Origin of the sequence: Parabacteroides massiliensis, from assembly GCF_900155425.1 — a bacterium.
Classification (GTDB): Bacteria; Bacteroidota; Bacteroidia; order Bacteroidales; family Tannerellaceae; genus Parabacteroides; species Parabacteroides massiliensis.
In genome coordinates this window covers 178,067-200,532 of the sequence record NZ_LT700190.1, presented here as the reverse complement: position 1 = coordinate 200,532, position 22,466 = coordinate 178,067, and the positions used below count along the sequence as shown (strand labels likewise).

Here is a 22,466-nt window from a genome sequence, read left to right as displayed (position 1 = left end):
TAGCCATTATCCCTATCTGCCAGAGAGCCGTGTGAATTATATTTTCTGCTTGAATGGGGCAGTTTAATTATCCCTTCAATCTGACAACAGAGTGAAAATCAAAGAACATTGTTGTTGTCTGAATCAACATATGCAAATATAATAAGTTATTGTTGGTAAAACAAGCGAACTCGATTAATTTTCATAATTTTCTTATATTTCTAAGCTGGACCAGTATATTGGATAGATTATTTTCCGGAATTCTGTATTGCTCGTGCTTGGATTAATTGCGTAAAAATTTCATAAAAGCTAATGAGCGTTAATAATTTAGCTGTTTTTTTGTGTATTTTTTGTAGTCTTGATAATTATAGGTATATTTGTATAACGAATTAGTAATGATGCGTTTAGTTAATGTTTAACCCAATAATATTTTTCAACTATGGAATTTAAACTTTTTCAGTATGTGTTGCCTTTGGCAATGTTTGTCTCCTGTTCTGACTCTTCGGAAGTCATACCGGATGTTCCCGAAAAATTGACTTTCGATAAGTATGAAATTGCGTGTTTTGAGCCTTCAACCAAGAAGGATCCGGTGGATACGCTCTTTGTTTCTCCCATGGCCGCTGTGTCTGATTTCGATGTGACCATCCGCAGGCAGGTGTTGTCGGATGGTGTGTTCAAAGGTACTTATGAATATGTACCGTGTTCAGAAGTAGGGGTTACTGTCTCTAACAAAGATTATTCTGTCGAGCTAAAAGAAGGTTCAAACATGCAGACCTCAAGCCTTTCTTTGACAGCACCGGCCAATATGGATTATGAGAACGCTGTTTTGTCATCTGTTTCCTTCAATGTGGGTGGCAATTCTCTGACCATGCCTGTCAAGCAGGAGAAGGGTGAACTGGTAATCGGTGATGATTATTTTGTCATGTATCCCGGATATAAGGAAAACGAAGTGCTTTTGGACAACAAGGGCGAGGTGATCGATTTTCAGTGCTCATTGGCTTCTTCCATGTATGTCAATGGCGTGAAGATGCCCGAGGTGTGGTGCGACGAGGAATGTTCGTTCTCCTATGAATTGGAAGATAATGAATGGATCAAGGTCGTTGACAGCTTCGTGGCTCCTGACAATAAGGGAATGTTTGTTCTCCGTATCGAAACCGTTCAAGATGAAGATAATGGGGAGCATCCCGCTAATCTATACCTCCGTTTTGAAAAAGATGGCAAGGCTTTTTCCAAGACTGTAAGACTGGTTTCAACCGAGGTATATCACATCTCTTATAATTGACCGGACGACATCAGGCTATATTCATAATATAATTGTCTATCGATAAACTAATAAAATTCTACATTTTTTTGTATTTCAGAATTTTATAAGTAGTTTTGCAGTTGATAAACTGTGAAATGGCGAAAGTTATAACCAAAACATTTTCAACTTATGAAGAAATTAGCACTTTTCTTGCCATTGTTGGCATGGCTGCTCGCAGGTTGTACACCCGCAGTCAAACCCCAATTAGGGTTCTTCTATAATGAGGACGGAACTTTTTCCCCTGGGTTTGATTCAATCAGGCAGCCGCAAGGTATAGTTTTTGACATGAAAGCCGGGGCTGACAGCAGTTGGTGCTATGTTCTTTCCCTTCAGGAGTTCAACCTGCCGTTGACGGACGTTAGTTCCGTGCTGGATGGCGTGGCTTCACCGGACAGTCTTTGTGGAGAGGAAAATACCAAAGTATGGGTCAAATCACTCGGTAAGGATTCTCCCATCGTCAACCGGATGCGCTCGATGGGGAAGGAGTGGTTCGTTCCCTCTGTCGGTGAATGGAGACTCTTGCGTAAATCATACGATCGGCTTTTTGCCATGCTGGACACTGTACCTCAGGCACGGCAGATCGGCATGAACAATTACTGGTCTTCCACTCCGGAACCCGACCCGGCGTATCCGCATTACGGAATTACTTATGACCTCTACGGCGATCGTTATGCCGATTCCAACAAATCTGATTCTTGCCTGGTACGGTTCATGCTGCGGGTGAAGTTGGACAAATAGCCTTCCAAAGAGACAGACAATTATTTTTGAATTATAGTTTAATTAAAATCTTTAATGTATGAAGAAGTTTGTTGTTTGCTTCAGAACGGTCATGTACCTTTTGGCGTTGACACTGGGCTTTCAGTCGTGTGACAAGGACGATGACCCGGTTACCAATGACAAGGGACAGGTTCTGGCAGTTATTTATGACAATGCGGAGCAAAACGAGAACTGGGGGGAGGATACCAAAACGGCCCCGAAAACTGTTTGGCTCCAGGATGACGCCATCGGCGTATTCTGTGTGGAACCGGGCAAATCGCTCGGAAAGGTGAATTTCGCTTCTAACAAGAAGTATGTGTACAACAACGGGAAATTTGAAGCAGCATCCGAAGCCGACAAGATTTGGATCAGCCGCGAGGGAACTTTCAAGTTCTACGCTTATTATCCGTATAGCACCTCCAAGACAGGTGTGGATGTTGATGGACGGGCCCTTGAGTTCACCGTGGCATCTGACCAGACTTCAGACGCGAACCGTACTAACTCGGACATCCTTGCTGGTAAATCTACTATTGTAGATAATGCTACCGGTGAAGTGGATATGGATTTCTATCACATGATGTCTGATGTGCGCTTTAGCTGGACCCGTTCGGATGCCAATGCCAATGAGTATGTAAACGCTTTGTTCGGTACAACGGCGGTCATTAATCTTGACGCCCTTACATCTGTACAGAAGTCCGGACAAAATCCGGGTACCGGTATCAGAATGAACATCAAGAATGCGTACAACGCTACTACCGGTTCTACCGAGTTCCAGGCTTTCGTGCCTCCTGTTGCCATTTCTGACGGACAGGACTTGTTTGTGCCTTATGATGCCGGCAACAAACCGTTGGCGGCTATTAAGGCTAAATTGAGCGGTACAACCCAGACTTTGGAAAGAGGAAAGACTTATGACTTGGCCGGTGATATGTACACGATTACAGCCGATGTACGCCGTAACGGTGATTTGGCCAACGCTAATTGCGACTCTTACGACGGATGTGTTATCACTACCGGCGGTGGTGATGCGGGCACGCTGAAGAAATTTGTCGGTCGTTATTTGAGTGGTCGCGAATGCCAGGTAGGAGCTGAGATGGGTAAAGGTCTGCCGTTGGGTACTCAGTTTATCGGATGGTTTGAATATGACGCAAAGGCTAATACATGGACTAAAATTGAAGGTGCAGGTGAGACATATAAGTTTACCGTAAACAAGAACCGCCGCATTCAGGCACGTTATGAAAACTATGTATATACTCCGTGGCAGATCACATGGAGCAGTCCTGTTGCTAATGGAGGTACTACACCGACTGTCAATATTGGCGCAACTGACGCTTCCAGCCGCAATATCTCTTTACGTGCCACACGTATCGTAACTTTGGATGGTGAGAACGTAACGGATCCTGCGCTGACAACTCGCGAGAATGATCGGATTACCCTGAAAGTTCAGGAAAGTGAATATGTTCCCACAGGCAACAAGGACCGTTTTAATGAACCTGCATGGGTATATACCGAAAGCAGCAAGACTATCAAGTCAACTCCTAACAGTGATGAAGTAAGTGGCGCTACCGTTGCCCGTAAGTTGGTTGCCCACGTGGTTATCGACGGACAGGATATGTATACTACTGAGAACGGTAAGGGTGCATTGGATAACCCGATTGATCACTCCAAGGTGGCCCAGGCAACTTATCTCTTGACTGTCAACCAGGCGAAGGGTACAGTTTCTTATGGTGACAAGGATGACAGCAAATGGTCTGTACTTATTGAAAACGCTGCAGCCATCAATTCGAAGATGGATGCCAAAGGTACTGTAAACGGTGCGGAAAAGGGTACATTCGATGCATATATCTATCGCCCGCGTAAGGTATCCGGTGTTGTAGTGGATATCGAAACGATTGCACAGGCTGATATCAAGTCTGCATTCAGCAGCAATGCGGATTCTCATTGGGGTATTTCCTCGGTGGCCAAGACACGTACGTTCCCGGCTGCCCAGTTCGGTCATGACTTTGCCAACAAGCAGGGTGCTGCATTCTCTGTAACGACCAAGAACAACAAGACTGAGAGCGAACGTTCACAGACAATCACTATCAGCAGTACGACATCCGGCACTGTCACCGGTAAGACTCCGGTCAAGCAGAATGCGGGTGTGAAGACAAACAAGACGTGGACCGATTATGTGATTACGCTTACCGGTAATCCGACAACTTTGCAAGTTATTGCATCTAGCGGGGCGGCTAATACATCTCAGATTACCACATCCGCGACTCGTGACATGAATTATGATTGGAATAACATTACCGCTGATAAGGGTACAGATAAGCAGACAGGTTCGCCTACATTGTCTATCACTCAGGGTAGCAACTTCGCTACAATCAATGGTTCTACTTCCGGTAGTCGCGTGTCTGTGCAGAAGAACTATGATGCATCAACTTTGGGTACACCGACTTCTGATCGTAATGTAGTTGTGACTGCGACCATGCCTAATACAGAGAATGGCCATTCGGCATCTACGAAGACTGTGACGATTACCCAGAAAGGTGGTACTGTTACTGAAGAGCGTGGAAACGGTTCCGGACAGGCAATCTCAACCAAGAACACAATCGGGGCAGACGGTGGTTCTACCGGATATAATATAACTAACCCGAAACGTACAGTTACGGTGAAATTGGATGGATCAACTGTTCTGGATACTTATACGGAGACTGGTGTACTGACAAGCGTGATGTCTTCTAGCGGTATGTTCACTTCCAATACTTCATCTGTAAGTGCCGGTGCCAACAAGGGTAAAGAGACAGACGATTATACAAACTGGACACCCGGTTCTGTAACTATCAGTGGTGGTACTATCCCTGTAGGTGGAGGTAGCAGTTCTGTATCCATCACGGTTCCGTCACGTACCAAGACGCATAGATATGACACTTCTACACGTACCGCTACCCTGACGGGTACATGGACATTCTCTAACTCTACAGGTGGCTCGGATGGTGATGGTGTAACCGTAACTGCTACTTGTACAGTAAGTCAAAATGGTTCAACTGCAACCATTAATACTGAGAAACAGTATTATAGCATAAAGAGTGTTACAGCGAGTGGTGCAGCTTCATACTCTGGAGGCACAAGCTCAAGTGGTACTGTCTCATTTGGAGATAACCATAGAACTCCTGTAGATAGGTCTGCTAGCTGGTCTGGCGGTTCTGTTTCTTTGAGTAATAGTTCTTTTGGACGTACTGGTGGTACAGCGTCTATCTCATATGACAGCCCTTCACGTTCAACATGGAAGGAATATAATTCTTCTTCACGTTCAACGACTGTTACAGCTACGTTCTCTTATTCCGGAGAATCGGACAAGACTGCATCGGATAACATTTCACAGTCAGGTTCAACAGCTGAAGTATCCGGTTCAAGAGACACTGAATATGCAGGGGCTCCGACTCTTTCAACGACAGCTAGTTGGGCAAGTGTGAGTGGATCTACTTTGACTGTTAGGGACGGTACAAGTACATATAAAGACTATTGGATTGGAAACGGCTCGCTGAGTATTTCGGGAAGCCCGATTGCAGCTAAGGGAGGTACTGCTACAGCTTCTCCTACCAAGCCGAATTGCGGTTGGACTGAATATTATAATTCAGTTAACAGAAACAGTTCTGTAAGTGCATCTTGGACAGAAGGTAATATTACCAGATCTGCATCGTATTCACAAACAGCAAATAGCAGTTCGACAGGTATAACAGGTTCGGGAACAGCTACAACCGGTAATGTTTCATGGCCTAGCTGGTGTCCGGGTGGTAGAGCCGGTGAGAATACTGGTAGCTCACGTTCAGGTCCTGTTTCTGTTACGTTTACTTATGAAGGAGAGTCTTCTTCAGCAACAGCTACAGTAAGTCAAAGTGGAGCATCTATCACTTATGGTAACTATAGGATTACTGTTAGTCCGACGTCGATGACTTGGAATGGAGATAAAGTAAATAAGCAATCATATACTGTAACTGGTTATCGTACTAAGTATGTTAATGGTGTAAGTAAGGGAGAAGAGATATGTACTGTGTCTGATATAAGTGTTTCTTGTACAGGTGATTTCTCTGGTAATTCCAGCTCTATATGGCCAGATGGTACCAATGAGGATTCTTCTGATAAGACTGGTACGGCAACAGTTACTGCAACTCCTTCTGGAGGTACATCCTGTACTGCAACTATCAGTTTGAAACAACTGGTTCGAGACTGGACTGTAACGGATTGATATTATTTTCTATCGGAGAGGAATTTCCTCTCCGATAATTACTAACTATTGTAAAATAGAACAGAAAAACTTAAGTAATTATGAATACACGGGTAAAATCAATTGTATTATTTATCGTATGTATGGTATTTAGTTTTAATACCAAATTATTTGCATGGGAGGATATTAGTAAAGTTGTAATTGACTATGAAAATTGGGTTGATATTTCAGTTACAATTCGGGATCAGCATTATGGACCAGTTGTGGTGAGTGGTCAGACTAAAGTTTTTGGGGCTTCATTTACTAATGGTACTGGTGCAAGCAAAATCTGTGATTTTCGTTATGCCGCTTTTAAAGAAGGAAAAATTGTTCAAATATACGATGGTACAGGTGAAGTGATGCTAGAGAATGGAGCTATGCATGACATTAAAGTTTCTTGCTACATTAATCTGCCTGAAGGAGATTATATATTTTTCCCTATTGTACGATTTAAAGGAGAGACAAATTGGAATATGATGCGACATATGTCATCAATTGAAAAGAACGGCTATTGGAAACTCCATGTTTATGAGAACTATCCTGCACCATCTTCTGAGTATATGAATTTCCCGGATGCTAATGGAAAGGGAGATAGTGAGTATAGTGTGTATAATTACTATAAGAATGAGAAGTTCAGTGTACAAATGAAATTAGTAAACAAGTCTTCTTCTCCAATGAATGGGAAAATCAAGATTATGTGGGAACGTAACTTGGCTAAGTTTTGGCGTGGAATGAAATATAGTGCTGGTGATGTTACCACGGAATGGAGCATTTGCGCTAGTAACTTGGCTCACATAGGATTGACAAAAGCTGAAAATGGTGGTATCCCTATTACTATTTCTGCAAATAGTAAGTTGGATGTTATGATAGAGGATTGTTTTCTGAGTGATTATTTTGATATTCAACAGCGTTGGACTCCTTATATGGTCGCATACTTTTTACCGGATGGTAAGGAGGATATCGAATCCAATTGGCTTATTGTGAATGATAATGCAGATTTCTGCTTTGACTCAAATAAGGTTTTGGTTACTGAAGGTTGGGACCATGCGTTGAATTATCTTCCTGTTATGACTTTTAATGAAGATGTTACAGGACTGGAAACTATTGAAGTCGATAAGATTGGATTGAAATTTGATAAATCCAGTGGTTTGGTTTCTTTAAGCAATGTTGCTGAATCATCTTTTGTGAGAGTGGTTGATATTAATGGGCGATTGGTTCAAACAAATTCCATAGAAGGAAGTAAGTCATTTAGTTTTAACTTGAAACCTGGTAGTGGACTGAATATTGTTAGTTTGTACAATTATGATGGGAAACTGGTTAAGTCCTTTAAGATCATCAGATAATTAGTATGATATGTTGATTTTCATAAAGTTAGGATTGTTTTTGTTTTTCTAAAAGCTAAAGAAGGTGTGCTTTTTGACACACCTTCTTGAAAAATTGGTTTATCTTGCATACCGCAATATACGGAAGAAATGGACTATGCCACTGGCCAATTGGGCTACAATCTCGCAACAACTGGCTATAAAGTTTGGAGAGCGATTTAAATTATTGTAATTTTACACTCGTCGGGACGGGTGGTCCTGACCCTTGGCGCTGGCCGATCCCCGACCGATGAGTTTTTAATAAAAACAATGCGTGACACAGTTTATTTTACGCCCACACATTTGATGGTTGGACTCTTACTTTCGGTTCTGGTACCTTTGGAAACTCTTCTTCTGCTAGTACAACTTTCATCCCACTTCCGACTGAAACGATTTAAAAATTAGTTTGTTTATAATAATATTGTTTTTGATTACACCACAAAATTAGTAATCCAAACTAATCATTATCAGGGTACCCAATAACGTATATATATCACTGATAATACGCAAAGTATGTATAAAATTGCACATGATAGATCAGGACATATCAATAGAAATAAAATTAACCAACAAAATTAATTGGCTAATACTGCTGATATTGAATGGGGAATCCCGATAAAGAGGACGGTCCGCTTAATTGGATAGTATACTCAACATCTCCATATAAGTTAGGTATGTCCTTATCATGCGTAACGTTGCAATAATACCCACCTTCTCTAATATAAGCATTGCCAGACGCATATAACTCTTGATGATGTTGACCATCGAATGTATTATATTCAGCGGTAATTGAATATGTCATATACAAGGTAGAAGGAAGACCCTCGTCCATACTCGGGTCAGAACGGGTAGCATAAATAGTGAATTCAAGACCACCAGCGGTCCATATTGTACCAACGGAGTAGGAAACAATATAATAGCCATCATCTTTTTTCTTAAAATTTGCCGTCACCGTACAATTGGACTTTGGGAAAAAAGTAGTAGATGAAGATGTTGAATTGGCAAAGCTTCCAGATCCTGTACTTAAGGTCCACTTGTCAAAAGTATAACCAGATGATGGTTGAGCCGAGATATTTACTGAACTTCCTTTTTCTACAGTCCCTCCACCACTAGCAGTTCCACCAGTACCAGCTTTTACAGTCACTGAATAATCCGGTAAAGTCGCACTTACCTTCCAGTCTCCATGAATATCATCAATATTAGCCCAGGCGTAGCCATTTTTCTCATATGTACTACTAATAGTTCCAGAACCTCTAAGCCTAGTTCCTGAAATCGTAGCACCTGATTTCGCCTTTACTTTAACATATTCACCTGTTTTATAAGTATTACATCCTTCAAGAATGTCAGTTGATCCTTTAGTAGTAACATCTTCCAAAACTGTGAACGTTTGTTCATTATCATCTGTTGCAGAAGGATCCGCAACATCATCATTTTGGCAGGAATAAAGCCCAACAGAGAAGGCCGCCAAAATTCCAAAAATAAAATACTTTAATTCTTTCATGTTGTTTTGGTTTTAATAATTAAACAATTCATTATCTTGCTGTAACAAATATAAATATTATAAGCTAACAACAATAAACCGAACAATTTGAAATAACTATATATAACATAAAACGCATATTGTTTAATAATTGTTTACACATATAAAATGCTCAAAACAATAGGGCCAAATACTAGCAAATCACCATCAGCAAACAACCGGATAGTCATATCCGTGTGTTTAGGGAATGTAGATACCAGTACTTGCTTTTCAGCATAGCCGGCTGTTACAGATTGTTTTTCTGCAACAGCAGAACAGTCAATTTCCTCCCAATTACCTCTAAGAAAAATATCTTCCCAATTTTCCTCTGCCTTGAAAGAATTTAAAGTGATAAACATGATAATCAATGTGATTCGACTGTACTGTGACAGCTAAATTTAAGGCTGTTGCACCGGCAAAGAAGAAGGTTTACTTAAGATGTTAACTGAGACCGGGTTCTGATGTTAACCCAGCATCAGGAAATGGAACATACCATGGTAGAGTCTGGTTGAGCTATGACGGTTCATTGGAAGGAGAAGCTAATATCCTTACCAGTCTAGCAACTATAGTTGTGCAAATTGGTAATATTTCACACAATGGTTTGGTAACCTTGAACTAATTATTACACAAATACAGAACTCACTTTCTCTATAACTAAAGGTGATAGCAGCTATTATGGTTTAACTACAAGCAATTGTAGTGGTATGATTAGTGTATATTCTGTTTCTTTGGGAATGTCAGATCGATATAAATTTGACATTGTTTACTAATTAAGTTATTGTAGTTAGATAATAAGGCCGTATCAAGATCTATGTGAATATTGATACGGCTTAATATTTTAAACACAATATATTAACAAATTACAATCTGCCATCACCACCTGATGAAACATTTATCACTTTAGGATCGTTCCAGTTACCGTTCTTTTTATAAGAAGCATGCGCTGTTACCGTATAAGACCCCAGTTACAAATCACTTTCAACTGTTCCCATACCTCCAATACTTTCACCGCTTCTCATACTTGGCCCTATAATTTGATAATTATCAATTCGAACATCTTCAGTACCAGCGACTGTACACATTATACTTATAAATATAGAACACTTTGTCTTTGGCATCGCAGCAAAGTTTGCAGTCACAGTACAGTCGGCAGAATTGTTGTTGATTGGTAGCATATAATCAGATGGAACTAGATATTTGCATTTTTTAAGTGCAAATATTTGCTCATATTGCATTTTTAAAGTGCAGATTTGCTATATTTGTAGAAACAAATGGATGTAATATGGAACAACTTACCAAAATACACAAAAAATTAGTCAAAGAAACTGAACTTAGTTTTTTTAGATACCTTTATCACGAAATAGATTGGGGCAATAGGATTGTAGGGATTCGTGGCCCTAGAGGGGTTGGGAAAACTACACTAATGTTACAGCACATCAAAAATGACCTGAACATCAATGATGTCCTATATATCAATGCCGATGATATTTATTTCAGTGAACACAGGATTTTAGATTTGGCAGAAAGACTGGTTCAAAGAGGAATTCAATATTTATTTATTGATGAAATTCATAAATACAAGGATTGGTCTAAAGAACTTAAATTAATATATGACTATTATAGTGAATTAAAGATCGTATTTTCAGGTTCTTCTATTTTAGATATAAATAAAGGTATTTCCGACTTAAGCCGTCGCGTTGTTCTGTACGATTTGTATGGTTTGTCTTTTCGGGAATACTTGGCATTGTTTCATCAGATCACTAGTCCCATTTATAGTTTGGATGAAATAATTCAAGGATTACCAGAAGAGTTTGAAATAAAGACTCCTTTATTATACTTTGAAGATTATTTAAAGCATGGTTATTATCCATTTTCCAAGGAAAGCGGATTCGATGAAAAATTACGCCAAATCATCAATCTAACATTGGAGAATGATATACCTTCTTTTGCCAACCTGCCTGCTTCTACTGGTAGAAGGCTGAAAAAGTTACTAATGGTTATTTCAAAAAGCGTTCCTTTCAAGCCCAATATGAGTAAACTGGCTGAATTGATAGATGCGAATAGAAATATGATGCCTGATTACTTTCAATACATTGAAGACGCAGGAATGATTACTCAATTAAGAGATAACACAGGAGGTGTAAGAGGATTAGGAAAAATTGAAAAAGTGTATCTTGATAATGCAAACTTGATATACTCACTTGCAGAAGGAGAACCTAATATAGGAAATATACGCGAAACATTCTTCATAAACCAAACAAGAGTAAGAAATGTGGTGACATCATCCGATATTTCTGACTTTCAAATCGATGGAAGAACTTTTGAAATTGGAGGCAAATCTAAAGGCATGAAGCAGATAAAGGAGGCCAATGAAGGATACATTGTTAAGGACCAAATTGAGTATTCTTCTGGCAATATTTTGCCATTATGGTGGTTTGGTTTGAATTATTGATGTTTCGTTCGTCCCTCGACTGGTACTGTGACGGCCAAGTTTAAGACCGCTGCACCGGCGAAGAAGAAGGTTTACCTGAGATATGAATTGTAACCCGACTCTAATGTTAATGGAACAACTGGAAATGGAACATATTACGGTAGAGTCTGGCTGAGTTATGATGGCTCATTGGGAGGAGGTTTACTAATTGAGTAATTGCTGTTAGATAATAAGGCCGTATCAAGCTCTATTGTGAGTATCGATACGGCCCAATATTTTTTAATACAACAGATTAATAAATTATAATCTACCATCACCGCCTGATGAACTATCACCTATCGTAACATTACAAACTGCGATGTGTTAGTGTCTATGCAAAATCATATATAATCCACTACAATAGGTCTTTCATAGGGTTTAGTGTTATTTCTAATCACCAATTTTCTACATATACATTAGTAGGTTTAGATTTAATATTTACAGTTATATATAGTATGTAATAATACTGATTATAAATGAGTTATACATTTATCTTTATTGATGGAGTTTTGGACTTTAGGAACTTACCAGCCGTGAAAAGTTGGGGGGAGCGTGGTTACTTTCTACTTTCTCTTAAAATTCAACCCCATACCCCTTTAATATAAATTAGTCCAGCTACCACTAGGATAACTGGACTTAATGTATCAATGAAGTTCTATTGCTTCATCAAATTGTTTTATGTAATTATCTGCATTACATTCTTCCATCAATTTCTTTGCTTTATCTGGTGTTATTGACTCCTTTGTACATTCTAGTATCTTCTCTACTGAATATTCCTGTAGAACCCAGTTAATGATCCAATCAATAAAGAATCTGCTAGATAAGAATATATGTGTAAAACCTACTTCTATTCCAGTCTGTATTATCTTCTCTGCTCTATTTATTTTTATAGAATCAGGCAGTTGTCTATTAGGGTTATTAGCCATCTTATAAAGATATTGTTTGTTTATATCTGTCTTTAATGTAAGATACTTAGATAATACAGACAAACCATAACCGTTATTAGGCAGGTTATCAGATGGTTCACCTTTCTTAGCCCTCTTATGTCTTAACTTCATATACTTATCAATAAAAGCCAGTCCCTTATCTTCTGGTCTTAGTTTGGCTAATACATCAATATAATTATCATTCTCCCAATTAACAGCCGTAGTGTTAATCTCCATCAGCATAGTAGTAATAGCTACATCTTTATTAAGCGGGTACATTAACCAAATATCAAAATACTTGTCTTTCTTGTTTAACTCTCTGATAGCTGCATATCTATGCTGTCCATCCAGTATTACCAGATAATTATCTGCATTATCAGAATCTACTATATCTTTAGGGTTACTGGCATCATAAACAGTAATTCCTTTATCTATCACGTCTTTTGCATCTACTACTGTAATTGGAGTTAGTAAGCCAAATTCTTCAATAGATTTCTTTTTGGAATTGACTATACTTTTATTGATTTCCCTATTTACATTCGTAAATGCCAACATTTTTTCACTGCCTTCCAATGTGAAGATCTTTTCTTCTTTCTTTTCTAATTTCTTATCTGCCATAATGTATTAATTTTTGTGATTAATTGATCGCAATATAGTGATAATACGCGATTTTAAATTACTGATTATCAATATTTAATAAATTGTATTATTAATATTATTATATTTTATTAACCATATTGCATTTTGACACATAAAACAATATTAAAAACCAGATTAAATATCTGAATATTAATTAACTAATGATGTTTTAATTATTTATAATTGGACATTCTTTCTTTAAATGGTCTAGTCCCCAATACATACAAAAAAAGCCTGTCCACCATATAAAGGTAAACAGGCTCTAATTATTTATCTTCTATTTTATCTGCTCCAACTTCTGCCTTTATCTTATTAAATTCCAGTCTATAATGTAAATCTATTCCAAATAGGCTACCAGCAAATACTGCTATCTCACCAAATGCAACCAGTACAGACGGGTGAATTATGCCTATAGGCGAAATATATATTGCTGCTATCAGTAGAAAGCATCCAACTATTACCAATATTATAGCAGCAGCCAGTTCTGTTTTAATTCTTGTCTTAGTCATATTATGCTTGTGGGTCAACTTCCATAAACGGTACTCCTGTCCATTGTATCGCGTTATCATAATACACAAGTACATACATACTTGTTTCTCCATTAAGATTCCTAAGAGTACCTGTATAAGTTAATGACTCTGTTTCATCTTGTATAGTCAGGCTATCCGCAATTTTCTTAGTGTCTATCATATTTATACCCTTTAAGTCTTTCGCTATACGAATATGGATATTTGATATTGTACCACCTCTATAGACTTCTCCAACGGCACTAAATTGTAATGTATAAGAAACAGATCTGCGATCAGTTGATAATTCAGGGTGGCATATTACTAAAACCTTTCTACTTCCTGCTGGTACTTTCTTGTCAACAGAAATTGTATGATAAGGTTCTGGAAGTGCATAAAACCTGTCTTTTGCATCTGCTACCCACAAATCATTAGGTGTTCTTGTCGCGTTGGTATAAAATTCATAGGCTTCAACCTGTTTACCACTAAATCTTTGAAATTCCGTTGTCCAGTAGTATGCTTTTCCACTATACCAACAATCATTTGTCCCATCTGTAAAATACACTCCTTTCTTTAATGGTATTTTATTTCCTGAATAATCGAGATAATCGTATAGCATTCCTTGTGATATGTAATCACTTTCTTCTGGTTCTAAATCGGGTAATTTCATTCCTTCTATAATTGCCTCATAACTGCCGTGATTGGATGATGTTATACCTCCAATATGTATTTCGTCTCCATCTTTATAAAAGGCTGATACAGGTAATAATGCGTTATGGTAATAATTACGGAAGTCTCCCAATCTATAAGGACTGAAAGAGCCGCCTCTAGGCTTATCATACTTATACCCTGAATTATTATTTTGCTTAATCAAATTTACAAGTGCCCCAGGGTTATTTGCCTCTAAGATTTCAATACCATACTTATTCCTTTTTAATAATTCATTATTGAGTGTAAGCGTATTGGCACAATGAATAGGTTTCCATTTTGACCACGGGTTTATATTATTGCAAGTGCATAATGTACCTAAGTCTGTTGATGGATAGCCCAATATATTACGGACATCCATTATTGATATATTTGTAGCTCCTAGCTTTGCCATAATTAATTGGTTTTACTCTTATAACATACTATATCTTTTGTCGCTTCTATACTTCCATCTACAGACAAGTCACCATCTAAAGAGATACTGCCAGATAATTTATCTTCCAATGGCTTATAGACTTCTTTATAAATAATCCTTTCTACTGTAATATCAGCCTTAAATACTTTGGCTAACCATCTAATTAGCTTCTTCATCCTTTAAATGGTTTTTAGTTTCTAAACTTGCTAATCTGGATTCCAATTCATTTATCTTTACTTGTTGCTCCTTAATAATGTTGTGCAGTTCCTTACAGCCTTCAATTGCAACGGTTGTTGCCAATCCCGCATAATCAACGCCTAATATTTCATCCGTTTCTTCTCCTATATTAGATACAAATTCTGGATAAACTTCCTGCACTTCTTGGGCTGATACTCCTATTCTTGGTAATTTCAATTCATCGTCTTTCATTGTAAAATGAAAAACATTAAGTCTGTTTAATGTGTCTAGTACACCAGTTATGTTACCACCTCTATTTTTTAGTCTGATATCAGACGCATTAGAATAAGCCCCCGCACCAGCACAGGCATTTGTTGCTGTACCGTGTTTGAAGATCTTGAATCTAAAATAAGGCGAAGAAGTACTTGATCCTGTACTACCATTGTCTGACTGAAATTGTAAATCTCCATTTCCTAAGCCAGATCCCCCCAATTGTATCTTCCATCGCTTGCCATAATTAGACAGTGAATTATTAATCATCATTATTTGTGCAGCTTCCCATTGTGTTGCAGCTCCTTCAATTACAACATTTCCTAACATTGCTCCAGATGTGTTGTAATGAAAGCCTGAAAATACAGCTCCACGTTTATGATTTGTCGATTGCTCGAATGTTGTTGTGTTTTGTACTGTTCCCCCTGTGAATGAAGAACCTGCTGGACCTTGTGGTCCTTGTGGACCTGTTGCGCCTCTGTCCCCCTTTGGACCTTGTGCACCAGTATCCCCTTTATCTCCCTTATCCCCTTTTGTACCTTTTATATTGACAGAAGAAGGAACAACCTCACTTGTTGAATTAGTCCAGCTTAGTACACCAGAAGAAGATACAGAAGGCTTCCAATACTTAAATGGTGATTGTGTCCCTGCTCCAGTAGAATATGCAACAATATCTCCAGCTGCACTTATGTTTCCACCTTGAAAAATCACATTGTTAGGATAGCTTGCGCCAACTTGAATGATAAATTTGTTACCAGTATTCCCTCCTTCATCTTGAATCACACCACCACCATTAGGCTGACTGGAGAATTGGATATATTTGTTCGAATTGTTAACACATCTAAGATAACTGTAATCTGAATTAGTATCAATATTCAGATTTCCAGTCATTGTATCACCAGACTTATTTACATATTGGCTGTGTGTATGTGATGAAGGTGCAGCACCAATAGTACTTGTTGTTACTGATATAGTTCCATTACTTGTCACATTTATACCACTACCAATTCTTACACCTCCAATCTGGCTACCATTGGCAGGAGCTAACATTAGTAAGTCATCATATAAACCCAATCCACCACTAGATGCCAACTTTACAACTCCATATTGATTAAAATTGCCTTTAGGAACATTGTTTATATCTCCCCAATTATGCGTATGTGAGGATGGTGTAAATATAGATGGTTTATTACTTATATTTGCCCAATCGGTAGGAAATACAGATGGCTTATCCTGCACATCACTCCAAGTAACAGAAGTAATACCGCCTCCAGCCTGTGCATTCAGTGTACCATCCTCTGTAATGGTTAAGTTCTCTCCAACTTTAATACAACCTAAAGCCGTTTTACTGGCAATAGGAAATGTTATATCGTGTTTTCCTGTAGCATAAGCCACTACATCTGCCTGTCCTAATATTGCCTTACTGAAAGTCTTTTGTCCTGTAATTGTTTGGTCTGTATCTGTTGTAACTCCATTAAAATCCATAATGTCGTTCATTACGTGTGTATGTGCAGACGGTATAAATTCAGTTGGCTTTCCTGTTACCTGTTCCCAAGTAGAAGGAAATGTAGTTGGCTTATCTGTAAGATCGTCCCAACTGCTTACACCTCCACCCCCAATTTCACCATCTACAGACAAAGTACCATCTTCATTTATTTTAAGTCCGTTACCTACTTTGATTGTACCTAAAGCATCAGTGGAAGCAATAGGGAATTGAAAGTCTCCTGCTTCTGGATTTGTCTGATAAGCTATAATCTCTCCAGTAGCTGCTACTGCACCTTCTATAGATTGGCTGGTTTGCCCTCTTAACCTGACAAAGTTGGAAGTATCTATATTAGCACCTCCACTGCTGCCACTTATAGATACATTATTGTTACCGTATCTGGCATATTTGCTTCTAGGTGTGGCAGGTATCCTGTTACTTGTTATATCCATATTAGTTTAGTTCTATAAGGTTACATTCTATACTATTATCTTCATAATTGATTCTTCCACCAGTAAATACAAACTGTTTGCCAGACAAATAACTGTCTGTTACTTTGGAATAAGGCAGAATGTCAGGTTTTATAACTTGTACCAGCTTTATTTTAGGCTGCTTGTATTGGTTAATGATCCTTTGGATCAGTAGCTTTTCTGGCTTCTCGCTGTTATTGTCAATATTATTTGTGAGTACGTCCAATATACTGTTACCATCCATAGCCTTACTATAGGATAATTCGCTTTCATTCTTTGATGTTATCTTAAATTCAATATCATCCAAAGCATTAATGAATCCTTCATTTACAACATTCTCATATTTTGTATCTTGTTTAGTTGAATCGGATTTACTTGCATTTACCCTTTGAGTTGATATTTCAATATTCCGTATAAAAAAGGATTCGATTGGATTTTCAAATACTGGAGTACTATAAGGATTTATAGCAGGATTGTATATTGTCAATTCAATATCACCAGTTGTAATACTCTTAAATGAAACAATATAGCCATTTAAATCTGGGACATTCAGTTCTGGATCATTGTAATTATAAACCTGTAACCAAGTATTTACATAATTGTTTGGTGTTGCAGTTGTTGATACTTTGAAGATGGTATTGCTATCCGTTACCCAATTGCTGCCATTATAGTAATGATCACCTATCCTTAATTGCATTGGAATAAACAATTTTGGAACAGAAGTAAGTCCTGTTGGCTTAAAGTCCCCTTCAAATCCATCCTTATCGGTAGTCAGATAGATGTCAAAGTTGATACACAGTTTTATATCTGGATCAAATACCAGATAAGACAATTCATTACCCTTGCATTTGATTGCAGGATAATTAAGAATGAAAGGATCGTTTTTGATCTCTTCCCCGTTGTGGTATATGTCTTTATACAAATAATAGGGAGCACTATTGTCCAGTATAATAGCAGATTTCTGTTTTATCTCAATCATTTCCTGCCAGCTATATTTTGATAATGCTTCTGTTTTACCATAACTTGTTTTTCGCATTGCTACTGCTCCAGCAGATTGTTTGTCCGTATTAAACGACTTATCATACGTTGTATAAGAATTATTGGACAGTACATAATTGAATAATTCCAAATTGGAATTATAATACTCCTTCTTATATATGGTATCATCTTTTGTCTTTTCAAATTTAAACAACTCTCCACCTGACAGATTCAATTCCAGTTCTGGATATAATATGTCAGAATCTACTTCATAGTCACTATCAATTACTATAGCCTTATTGTATCCTCCTAATATGGATAATAGGTTACTGTTTCCTTTAGATGGTATATCCCTTAGATTTATAGTAGAAGATAGGGTAGTAGTAGTACTGGTAAGTATATTGGTATAACTGGTTTTACCAGCCTTTATATAGTCCATATCAATAAAATAAATACAACCATCATATTCCGTTACAGTCCAGTTGAGGAACTTGCAAACTTCTTCCAAGCATTCTTTCAAAGTCATAGCCTTGCCATCTTCATCTATGAAATTGGCAGTACTGACAGTTATACCATCTAAAGAAGAAGTATAGACGTTTGGTATGTAGACTGCCCTAAAATCCCCTTTACTTTCTGTAATGCACTTTTTAATAATACCTAGTAAGGAAACAGTAGCTCCTTCTTGCTTAAAGTCTATGTACTCTAAAGTAGATAGGGCTGATATACATTCTATTTCCAATTCAAACAAGCTGTTATCATAATCCTGTGAATATAATTCTGGAGTTATAAAGCCAGTCCAGATAACAGAACCAGCCTTTACCAAATTAACTTTGAACTTCTGGTATTGGGTACTAAACAATTTCTGTAAGTAGTCACTTCCAACTAACTTTAATGTAGCTCCGCTGAATCTGGTTGGAGTATATAAAAAATCTTCATCATTCACATCTACTATAAATGGTGGTGTGCCACCTGTTAGTTCTACAGGTGAACCAGTTCCACCATCTTCTAGTATTTGTACAGTTAAGGCTTCACCATCTACATTAGTAAATGGCATTGTATATATAAGGTTGTACATATTACTTGTATTTACTTGTCTTACTTGTTTGAGAATTAATAACCCCTACTAAATCTCTACCCTCAATCCTTAGTTTAACCTCTCCTCCAGCATTAACAGAAGTTCCACCTTTACCATCTAAAAGGTTAAACAGATTCCTTTGCTGTCTGTTGTTCAGAATCATTTCACCGCTGTTTACTCTGGCTATCATATTATCGCCAATGAAGGAATTACCGCCAATGATACCGCCATCAGCAAATTTTGGTACAGCAGCCATAGCAGACATTATAGCCGTAATAGCAGCAACGGCATTAATCCAACCTACTACAGGCACAGCAGCAGCACTACCAGCAGCTTCAGCAGCAGCCTTAGCCGTTAAAGCAGTAGTTAAACTGGTTATCATTGGTATAGCAGCACTGATACTACTAAGGATATTAGCACCATAAGCCAGCCAACCAGCAGCACCGGTTGTGTAAATTAAACTGTGTCATGCTCTATTCTCATTCAATCTCATCGGTCGGGGAGCGGCCAGCGCCAAGGGGCGGGACCACCCGTCCCGACGAGCGTAAAATTACAATAATTTAAACCTATCTCCAAATTTTATCGCCAGTTGTTGTGCAATGGCTCCCCAGTTAGCCAGTGGCATGGTCCATTTCTTACGTATATTGCGGTAAGCGAGGTAAACCAGTTTTTCAAGGGCGGTGTCGTTAGGGAATACGCCCTTGTTTTTTGTCACTTTCCGTATCTGGCGATGATAGCCCTCAACTGTATTTGTGGTATAAATCATACGGCGTATATCCGATGTGAACTGGAAGTATTCAGTAAGTTTTTCCCAGTTATCCTCCCATGACTTGATGACGATAGGATATTTTTCTCCCCATTTCTCATTCAGATTAAAAAGTTCCGTTTCAGCGGCTTCTTTACTTACCGCGCCATAAACCCGTTTCAAGTCTTTGAGGAATTCCTTCTGATGCTTGCTACCGACATATTTAATGGAGTTACGTATCTGGTGGACGATGCAAAGTTGTACCGTTGTGTTCGGGAAAACACTTTGGATGGCATCCGGAAAGCCTTTCAGACCATCAACGCAAGCAATAAGGATATCATGAACTCCACGGTTCTGCAAGTCCGTCAATACGTTTAACCAGAAATTGGCTCCCTCATTTTTAGAGATATACATGCCAAGCAAATCCTTGTGCCCTTCCTTGTCGACACCTAAGACGTTATAGATTGCACGGGTAACGGCACACCCTCTCTCGTCAGTGACTTTATAATGGATTGCGTCCATCCAGACTATCGGATAGACAGCATCAAGGGTACGGGAACGCCAAGCCTTTATTTCTGGAAGAACACGGTCGGTTATGGAACTAATCGTTTCGGCGATATATTTTGATTCTCCATGGATTATCGAATAACAGTTTTCTTATTTCGATGTTTTATGAATTTAAGATACTTGTAATTACGTGGAAGAATTTCTTCGTTTGACTCCCAGAATTTTTCACTCACATCGGGCTGGATCGGAACAAGGTGCTCGACAGACTTGAATTTTTGCATCGGAGTCTTGCCGTTCAGTGAAGAATGTGGTCGTTTCTTATTGTAGAACTCCTGCCATTCCATAGCCATCATATTCAAATCAAGTGTCTTGTCCGACAAATCTATAAGATTCCAAAACTCTGTCTTATCGGTCTGCTGAGACCTTTCGACTTTGCCATTCAGATGCGGAGTCCTTGGTTTGATTGGTCTGAATTTGATAAAATGGTCATGCAGTTCATATTGGAAGTCATAATTGAAAAATTCTGTTCCCCAATCAGTTTGTATCCGCTGAACGGGAAAAGGAAAGGTGTTCAGTATCTCTCCTAAAAAATGAATTGTACTTTCCGCTTTTTTATTGGGATATATACGAATGGTTCTCAAACGGGTACAATCATCTATGGCCGTGAACTGGTATGCTCCGTTTCGTACTTTCATTACATCCAGCTGAACCCTTTCCCCAGGAATTTCTTTACTATATCGGATATAGTCTGACTTTTTACGCTGTTTCACAACAGCTTTGACCTGATGCTTTTTCAACACACGCCACACCGTCATGGCTGAGAGCTTTATTCTCTTTCTAAGCAGATAGTTGGCAATCCGTTGCGCTCCCCATCTTCTCGTCTTACGCAGATTAAGGATAATGGTTTCAATTTCAGGTGTTATCTTCATATTGGCAAGTCTTGATGGACGTTTAGACTTATCGGACAATTCCGACTTGCCTTGTTCTTTCTCGCGATTTATCCAACGGTATAACGTGGAACGAGCAATCCCGCACCGAAGGGCAGTTTTTGTCACAGAACCCGTTTCGGCGTATAGTTCAAGCCATTTTTGGCGCATCCGTATTTTCCGTATATCTTCTTTCATGCTACGAAGATACAGATTAAGATTTGCCTACGAAAAGAAAAAATGTAGCGTATCTATTGATACTTTACATATAATAAAGTATTCGTACAGCAATGCTTGTCCGTGCGGAGGAACATCTCGAAGTCGGAGATAAATGCCGGGGTAAGCTCCTTCATGGTGATGTCCTTCACATGGTAGCGGATATTGAGGAACTCTTGCAGGTGCTTGTAAACGGTCTTGTACTTGGCAAGCGTGCCCTTGGCTTTCATGCCTGCCGCCACCTGTTTCTCGTAGTCCTCGTTGTGCTTATTGAACACCTGCATCAGTGTGTGGCAGCGGTGTTCCAGTCCGAGAAAGGCGTTCTTGACCTTTTCCGCCGTGACATAGTTGTCACGCTCCATGATTTCCTGATAGTGCTTGTTGATGCGTGTGCGCATCAACAAGCAGGCGGTTCGCTTCGAGTGCCGCCGTGCTTTTGCCAGTGACACGCCCACCTTTGGTGTCCCACAACTTCGGATCGACGGTCAGCTTGCAACTGAATTGTGTCTGGCTTCCGTCCACCGTGATACGACCCATGACGGAAACTGTCCCGTCTTTCTTCACTACCTGCCGTTTGAGGTAGAAAATAACTGAAAATGTACTCTTCATCTTTCTGAACTTTTTTGGTTTCAAATTTACTCGGTGAAGAGTCTTTCGTCGATACGCAAATCGCAGAGGTACAGCGCAATTATCATCCGTTACCGAAATAGTTGCGTGAATTGTTAGTAACTCACTGTTTATAGTGTATTTCGGTATTATTCCTAAACTCCGATACCACCAATTATGCA

At 38.8% G+C, this 22,466-nt stretch carries 15 protein-coding genes and 3 pseudogenes; 6 read left to right on the top strand and 12 right to left on the bottom strand.

Going from position 1 to position 22,466, the window contains the following annotated elements:
* Positions 1 to 418: 418 nt before the first annotated feature.
* The 5 genes and pseudogenes from BQ9893_RS07910 to BQ9893_RS21230 form a co-directional block, all read left to right on the top strand.
* Complete coding sequence (locus BQ9893_RS07910; protein WP_075965607.1) at positions 419 to 1,261, top strand: hypothetical protein; 843 nt, start codon at positions 419 to 421, stop codon at positions 1,259 to 1,261.
* 150 nt (positions 1,262 to 1,411) lie between these two features.
* Complete coding sequence (locus BQ9893_RS07905; protein WP_075965606.1) at positions 1,412 to 2,020, top strand: hypothetical protein; 609 nt, start codon at positions 1,412 to 1,414, stop codon at positions 2,018 to 2,020.
* A gap of 58 nt (positions 2,021 to 2,078) precedes the next feature.
* The gene (locus tag BQ9893_RS07900; RefSeq protein WP_081415410.1) at positions 2,079 to 6,269 is read left to right on the top strand and encodes a fimbrillin family protein; all 4,191 of its coding nucleotides are present in this window, start codon (positions 2,079 to 2,081) and stop codon (positions 6,267 to 6,269) included.
* A gap of 80 nt (positions 6,270 to 6,349) precedes the next feature.
* Entirely contained in the window at positions 6,350 to 7,630 is a 1,281-nt protein-coding gene (locus BQ9893_RS07895; RefSeq protein ID WP_075965604.1) for a hypothetical protein, read from the top strand.
* A gap of 85 nt (positions 7,631 to 7,715) precedes the next feature.
* Positions 7,716 to 7,841 (top strand): annotated as a pseudogene (locus BQ9893_RS21230) (IS256 family transposase); the annotation flags it as partial.
* 390 nt (positions 7,842 to 8,231) lie between these two features.
* Here the strand turns inward: BQ9893_RS21230 and BQ9893_RS07890 are convergent.
* Together BQ9893_RS07890 and BQ9893_RS07885 are read right to left on the bottom strand one after the other, a co-directional pair.
* Positions 8,232 to 9,149, bottom strand: a complete 918-nt coding sequence (locus tag BQ9893_RS07890) for an InlB B-repeat-containing protein (RefSeq protein WP_075965603.1) — start codon at positions 9,147 to 9,149, stop codon at positions 8,232 to 8,234.
* Positions 9,150 to 9,283: 134 nt separating this feature from the next.
* Positions 9,284 to 9,526 (bottom strand): hypothetical protein, encoded by a 243-nt coding sequence (locus tag BQ9893_RS07885; RefSeq protein WP_075965602.1) that lies wholly within the window; start codon positions 9,524 to 9,526, stop codon positions 9,284 to 9,286.
* 923 nt (positions 9,527 to 10,449) lie between these two features.
* Between BQ9893_RS07885 and BQ9893_RS07875 the strand changes: the two genes are divergently transcribed.
* Positions 10,450 to 11,619 (top strand): ATP-binding protein, encoded by a 1,170-nt coding sequence (locus tag BQ9893_RS07875; RefSeq protein ID WP_075965600.1) that lies wholly within the window; start codon positions 10,450 to 10,452, stop codon positions 11,617 to 11,619.
* A 662-nt stretch (positions 11,620 to 12,281) separates the two neighbouring features.
* Here the strand turns inward: BQ9893_RS07875 and BQ9893_RS07870 are convergent.
* The 10 genes and pseudogenes from BQ9893_RS07870 to BQ9893_RS07820 form a co-directional block, all read right to left on the bottom strand.
* Positions 12,282 to 13,181 carry a ParB N-terminal domain-containing protein gene (locus tag BQ9893_RS07870; RefSeq protein WP_005644723.1) on the bottom strand — a complete coding sequence of 300 codons (900 nt, stop codon included), beginning with the start codon at positions 13,179 to 13,181 and terminating at the stop codon, positions 12,282 to 12,284.
* A 287-nt stretch (positions 13,182 to 13,468) separates the two neighbouring features.
* Positions 13,469 to 13,711 carry a hypothetical protein gene (locus tag BQ9893_RS07865; RefSeq protein WP_075965599.1) on the bottom strand — a complete coding sequence of 81 codons (243 nt, stop codon included), beginning with the start codon at positions 13,709 to 13,711 and terminating at the stop codon, positions 13,469 to 13,471.
* A gap of 1 nt (position 13,712) precedes the next feature.
* Positions 13,713 to 14,810 carry a hypothetical protein gene (locus BQ9893_RS07860; RefSeq protein ID WP_005644726.1) on the bottom strand — a complete coding sequence of 366 codons (1,098 nt, stop codon included), beginning with the start codon at positions 14,808 to 14,810 and terminating at the stop codon, positions 13,713 to 13,715.
* A gap of 2 nt (positions 14,811 to 14,812) precedes the next feature.
* Complete coding sequence (locus tag BQ9893_RS07855; RefSeq protein WP_005644728.1) at positions 14,813 to 15,007, bottom strand: hypothetical protein; 195 nt, start codon at positions 15,005 to 15,007, stop codon at positions 14,813 to 14,815.
* Complete coding sequence (locus BQ9893_RS22335; protein ID WP_081415409.1) at positions 14,991 to 17,213, bottom strand: tail fiber domain-containing protein; 2,223 nt, start codon at positions 17,211 to 17,213, stop codon at positions 14,991 to 14,993. Before BQ9893_RS22335 ends, BQ9893_RS07855 begins: the two co-directional genes overlap by 17 nt.
* A 1-nt stretch (position 17,214) precedes the next feature.
* A complete protein-coding gene (locus BQ9893_RS07840; protein WP_075965598.1) occupies positions 17,215 to 19,284 on the bottom strand; it encodes a hypothetical protein in 2,070 nt (689 codons plus the stop codon).
* 1 nt (position 19,285) lies between these two features.
* Entirely contained in the window at positions 19,286 to 19,666 is a 381-nt protein-coding gene (locus tag BQ9893_RS07835; protein WP_075965597.1) for a hypothetical protein, read from the bottom strand.
* Positions 19,667 to 19,834: 168 nt separating this feature from the next.
* A pseudogene (locus BQ9893_RS07830) lies at positions 19,835 to 20,644 on the bottom strand (IS256 family transposase); the annotation flags it as partial.
* A 23-nt stretch (positions 20,645 to 20,667) separates the two neighbouring features.
* Positions 20,668 to 21,660 carry an IS481 family transposase gene (locus tag BQ9893_RS07825; protein WP_075965595.1) on the bottom strand — a complete coding sequence of 331 codons (993 nt, stop codon included), beginning with the start codon at positions 21,658 to 21,660 and terminating at the stop codon, positions 20,668 to 20,670.
* A 65-nt stretch (positions 21,661 to 21,725) separates the two neighbouring features.
* Positions 21,726 to 22,287 (bottom strand): annotated as a pseudogene (locus tag BQ9893_RS07820) (phage integrase SAM-like domain and Arm DNA-binding domain-containing protein); the annotation flags it as partial.
* Positions 22,288 to 22,466 lie beyond the last annotated feature (179 nt).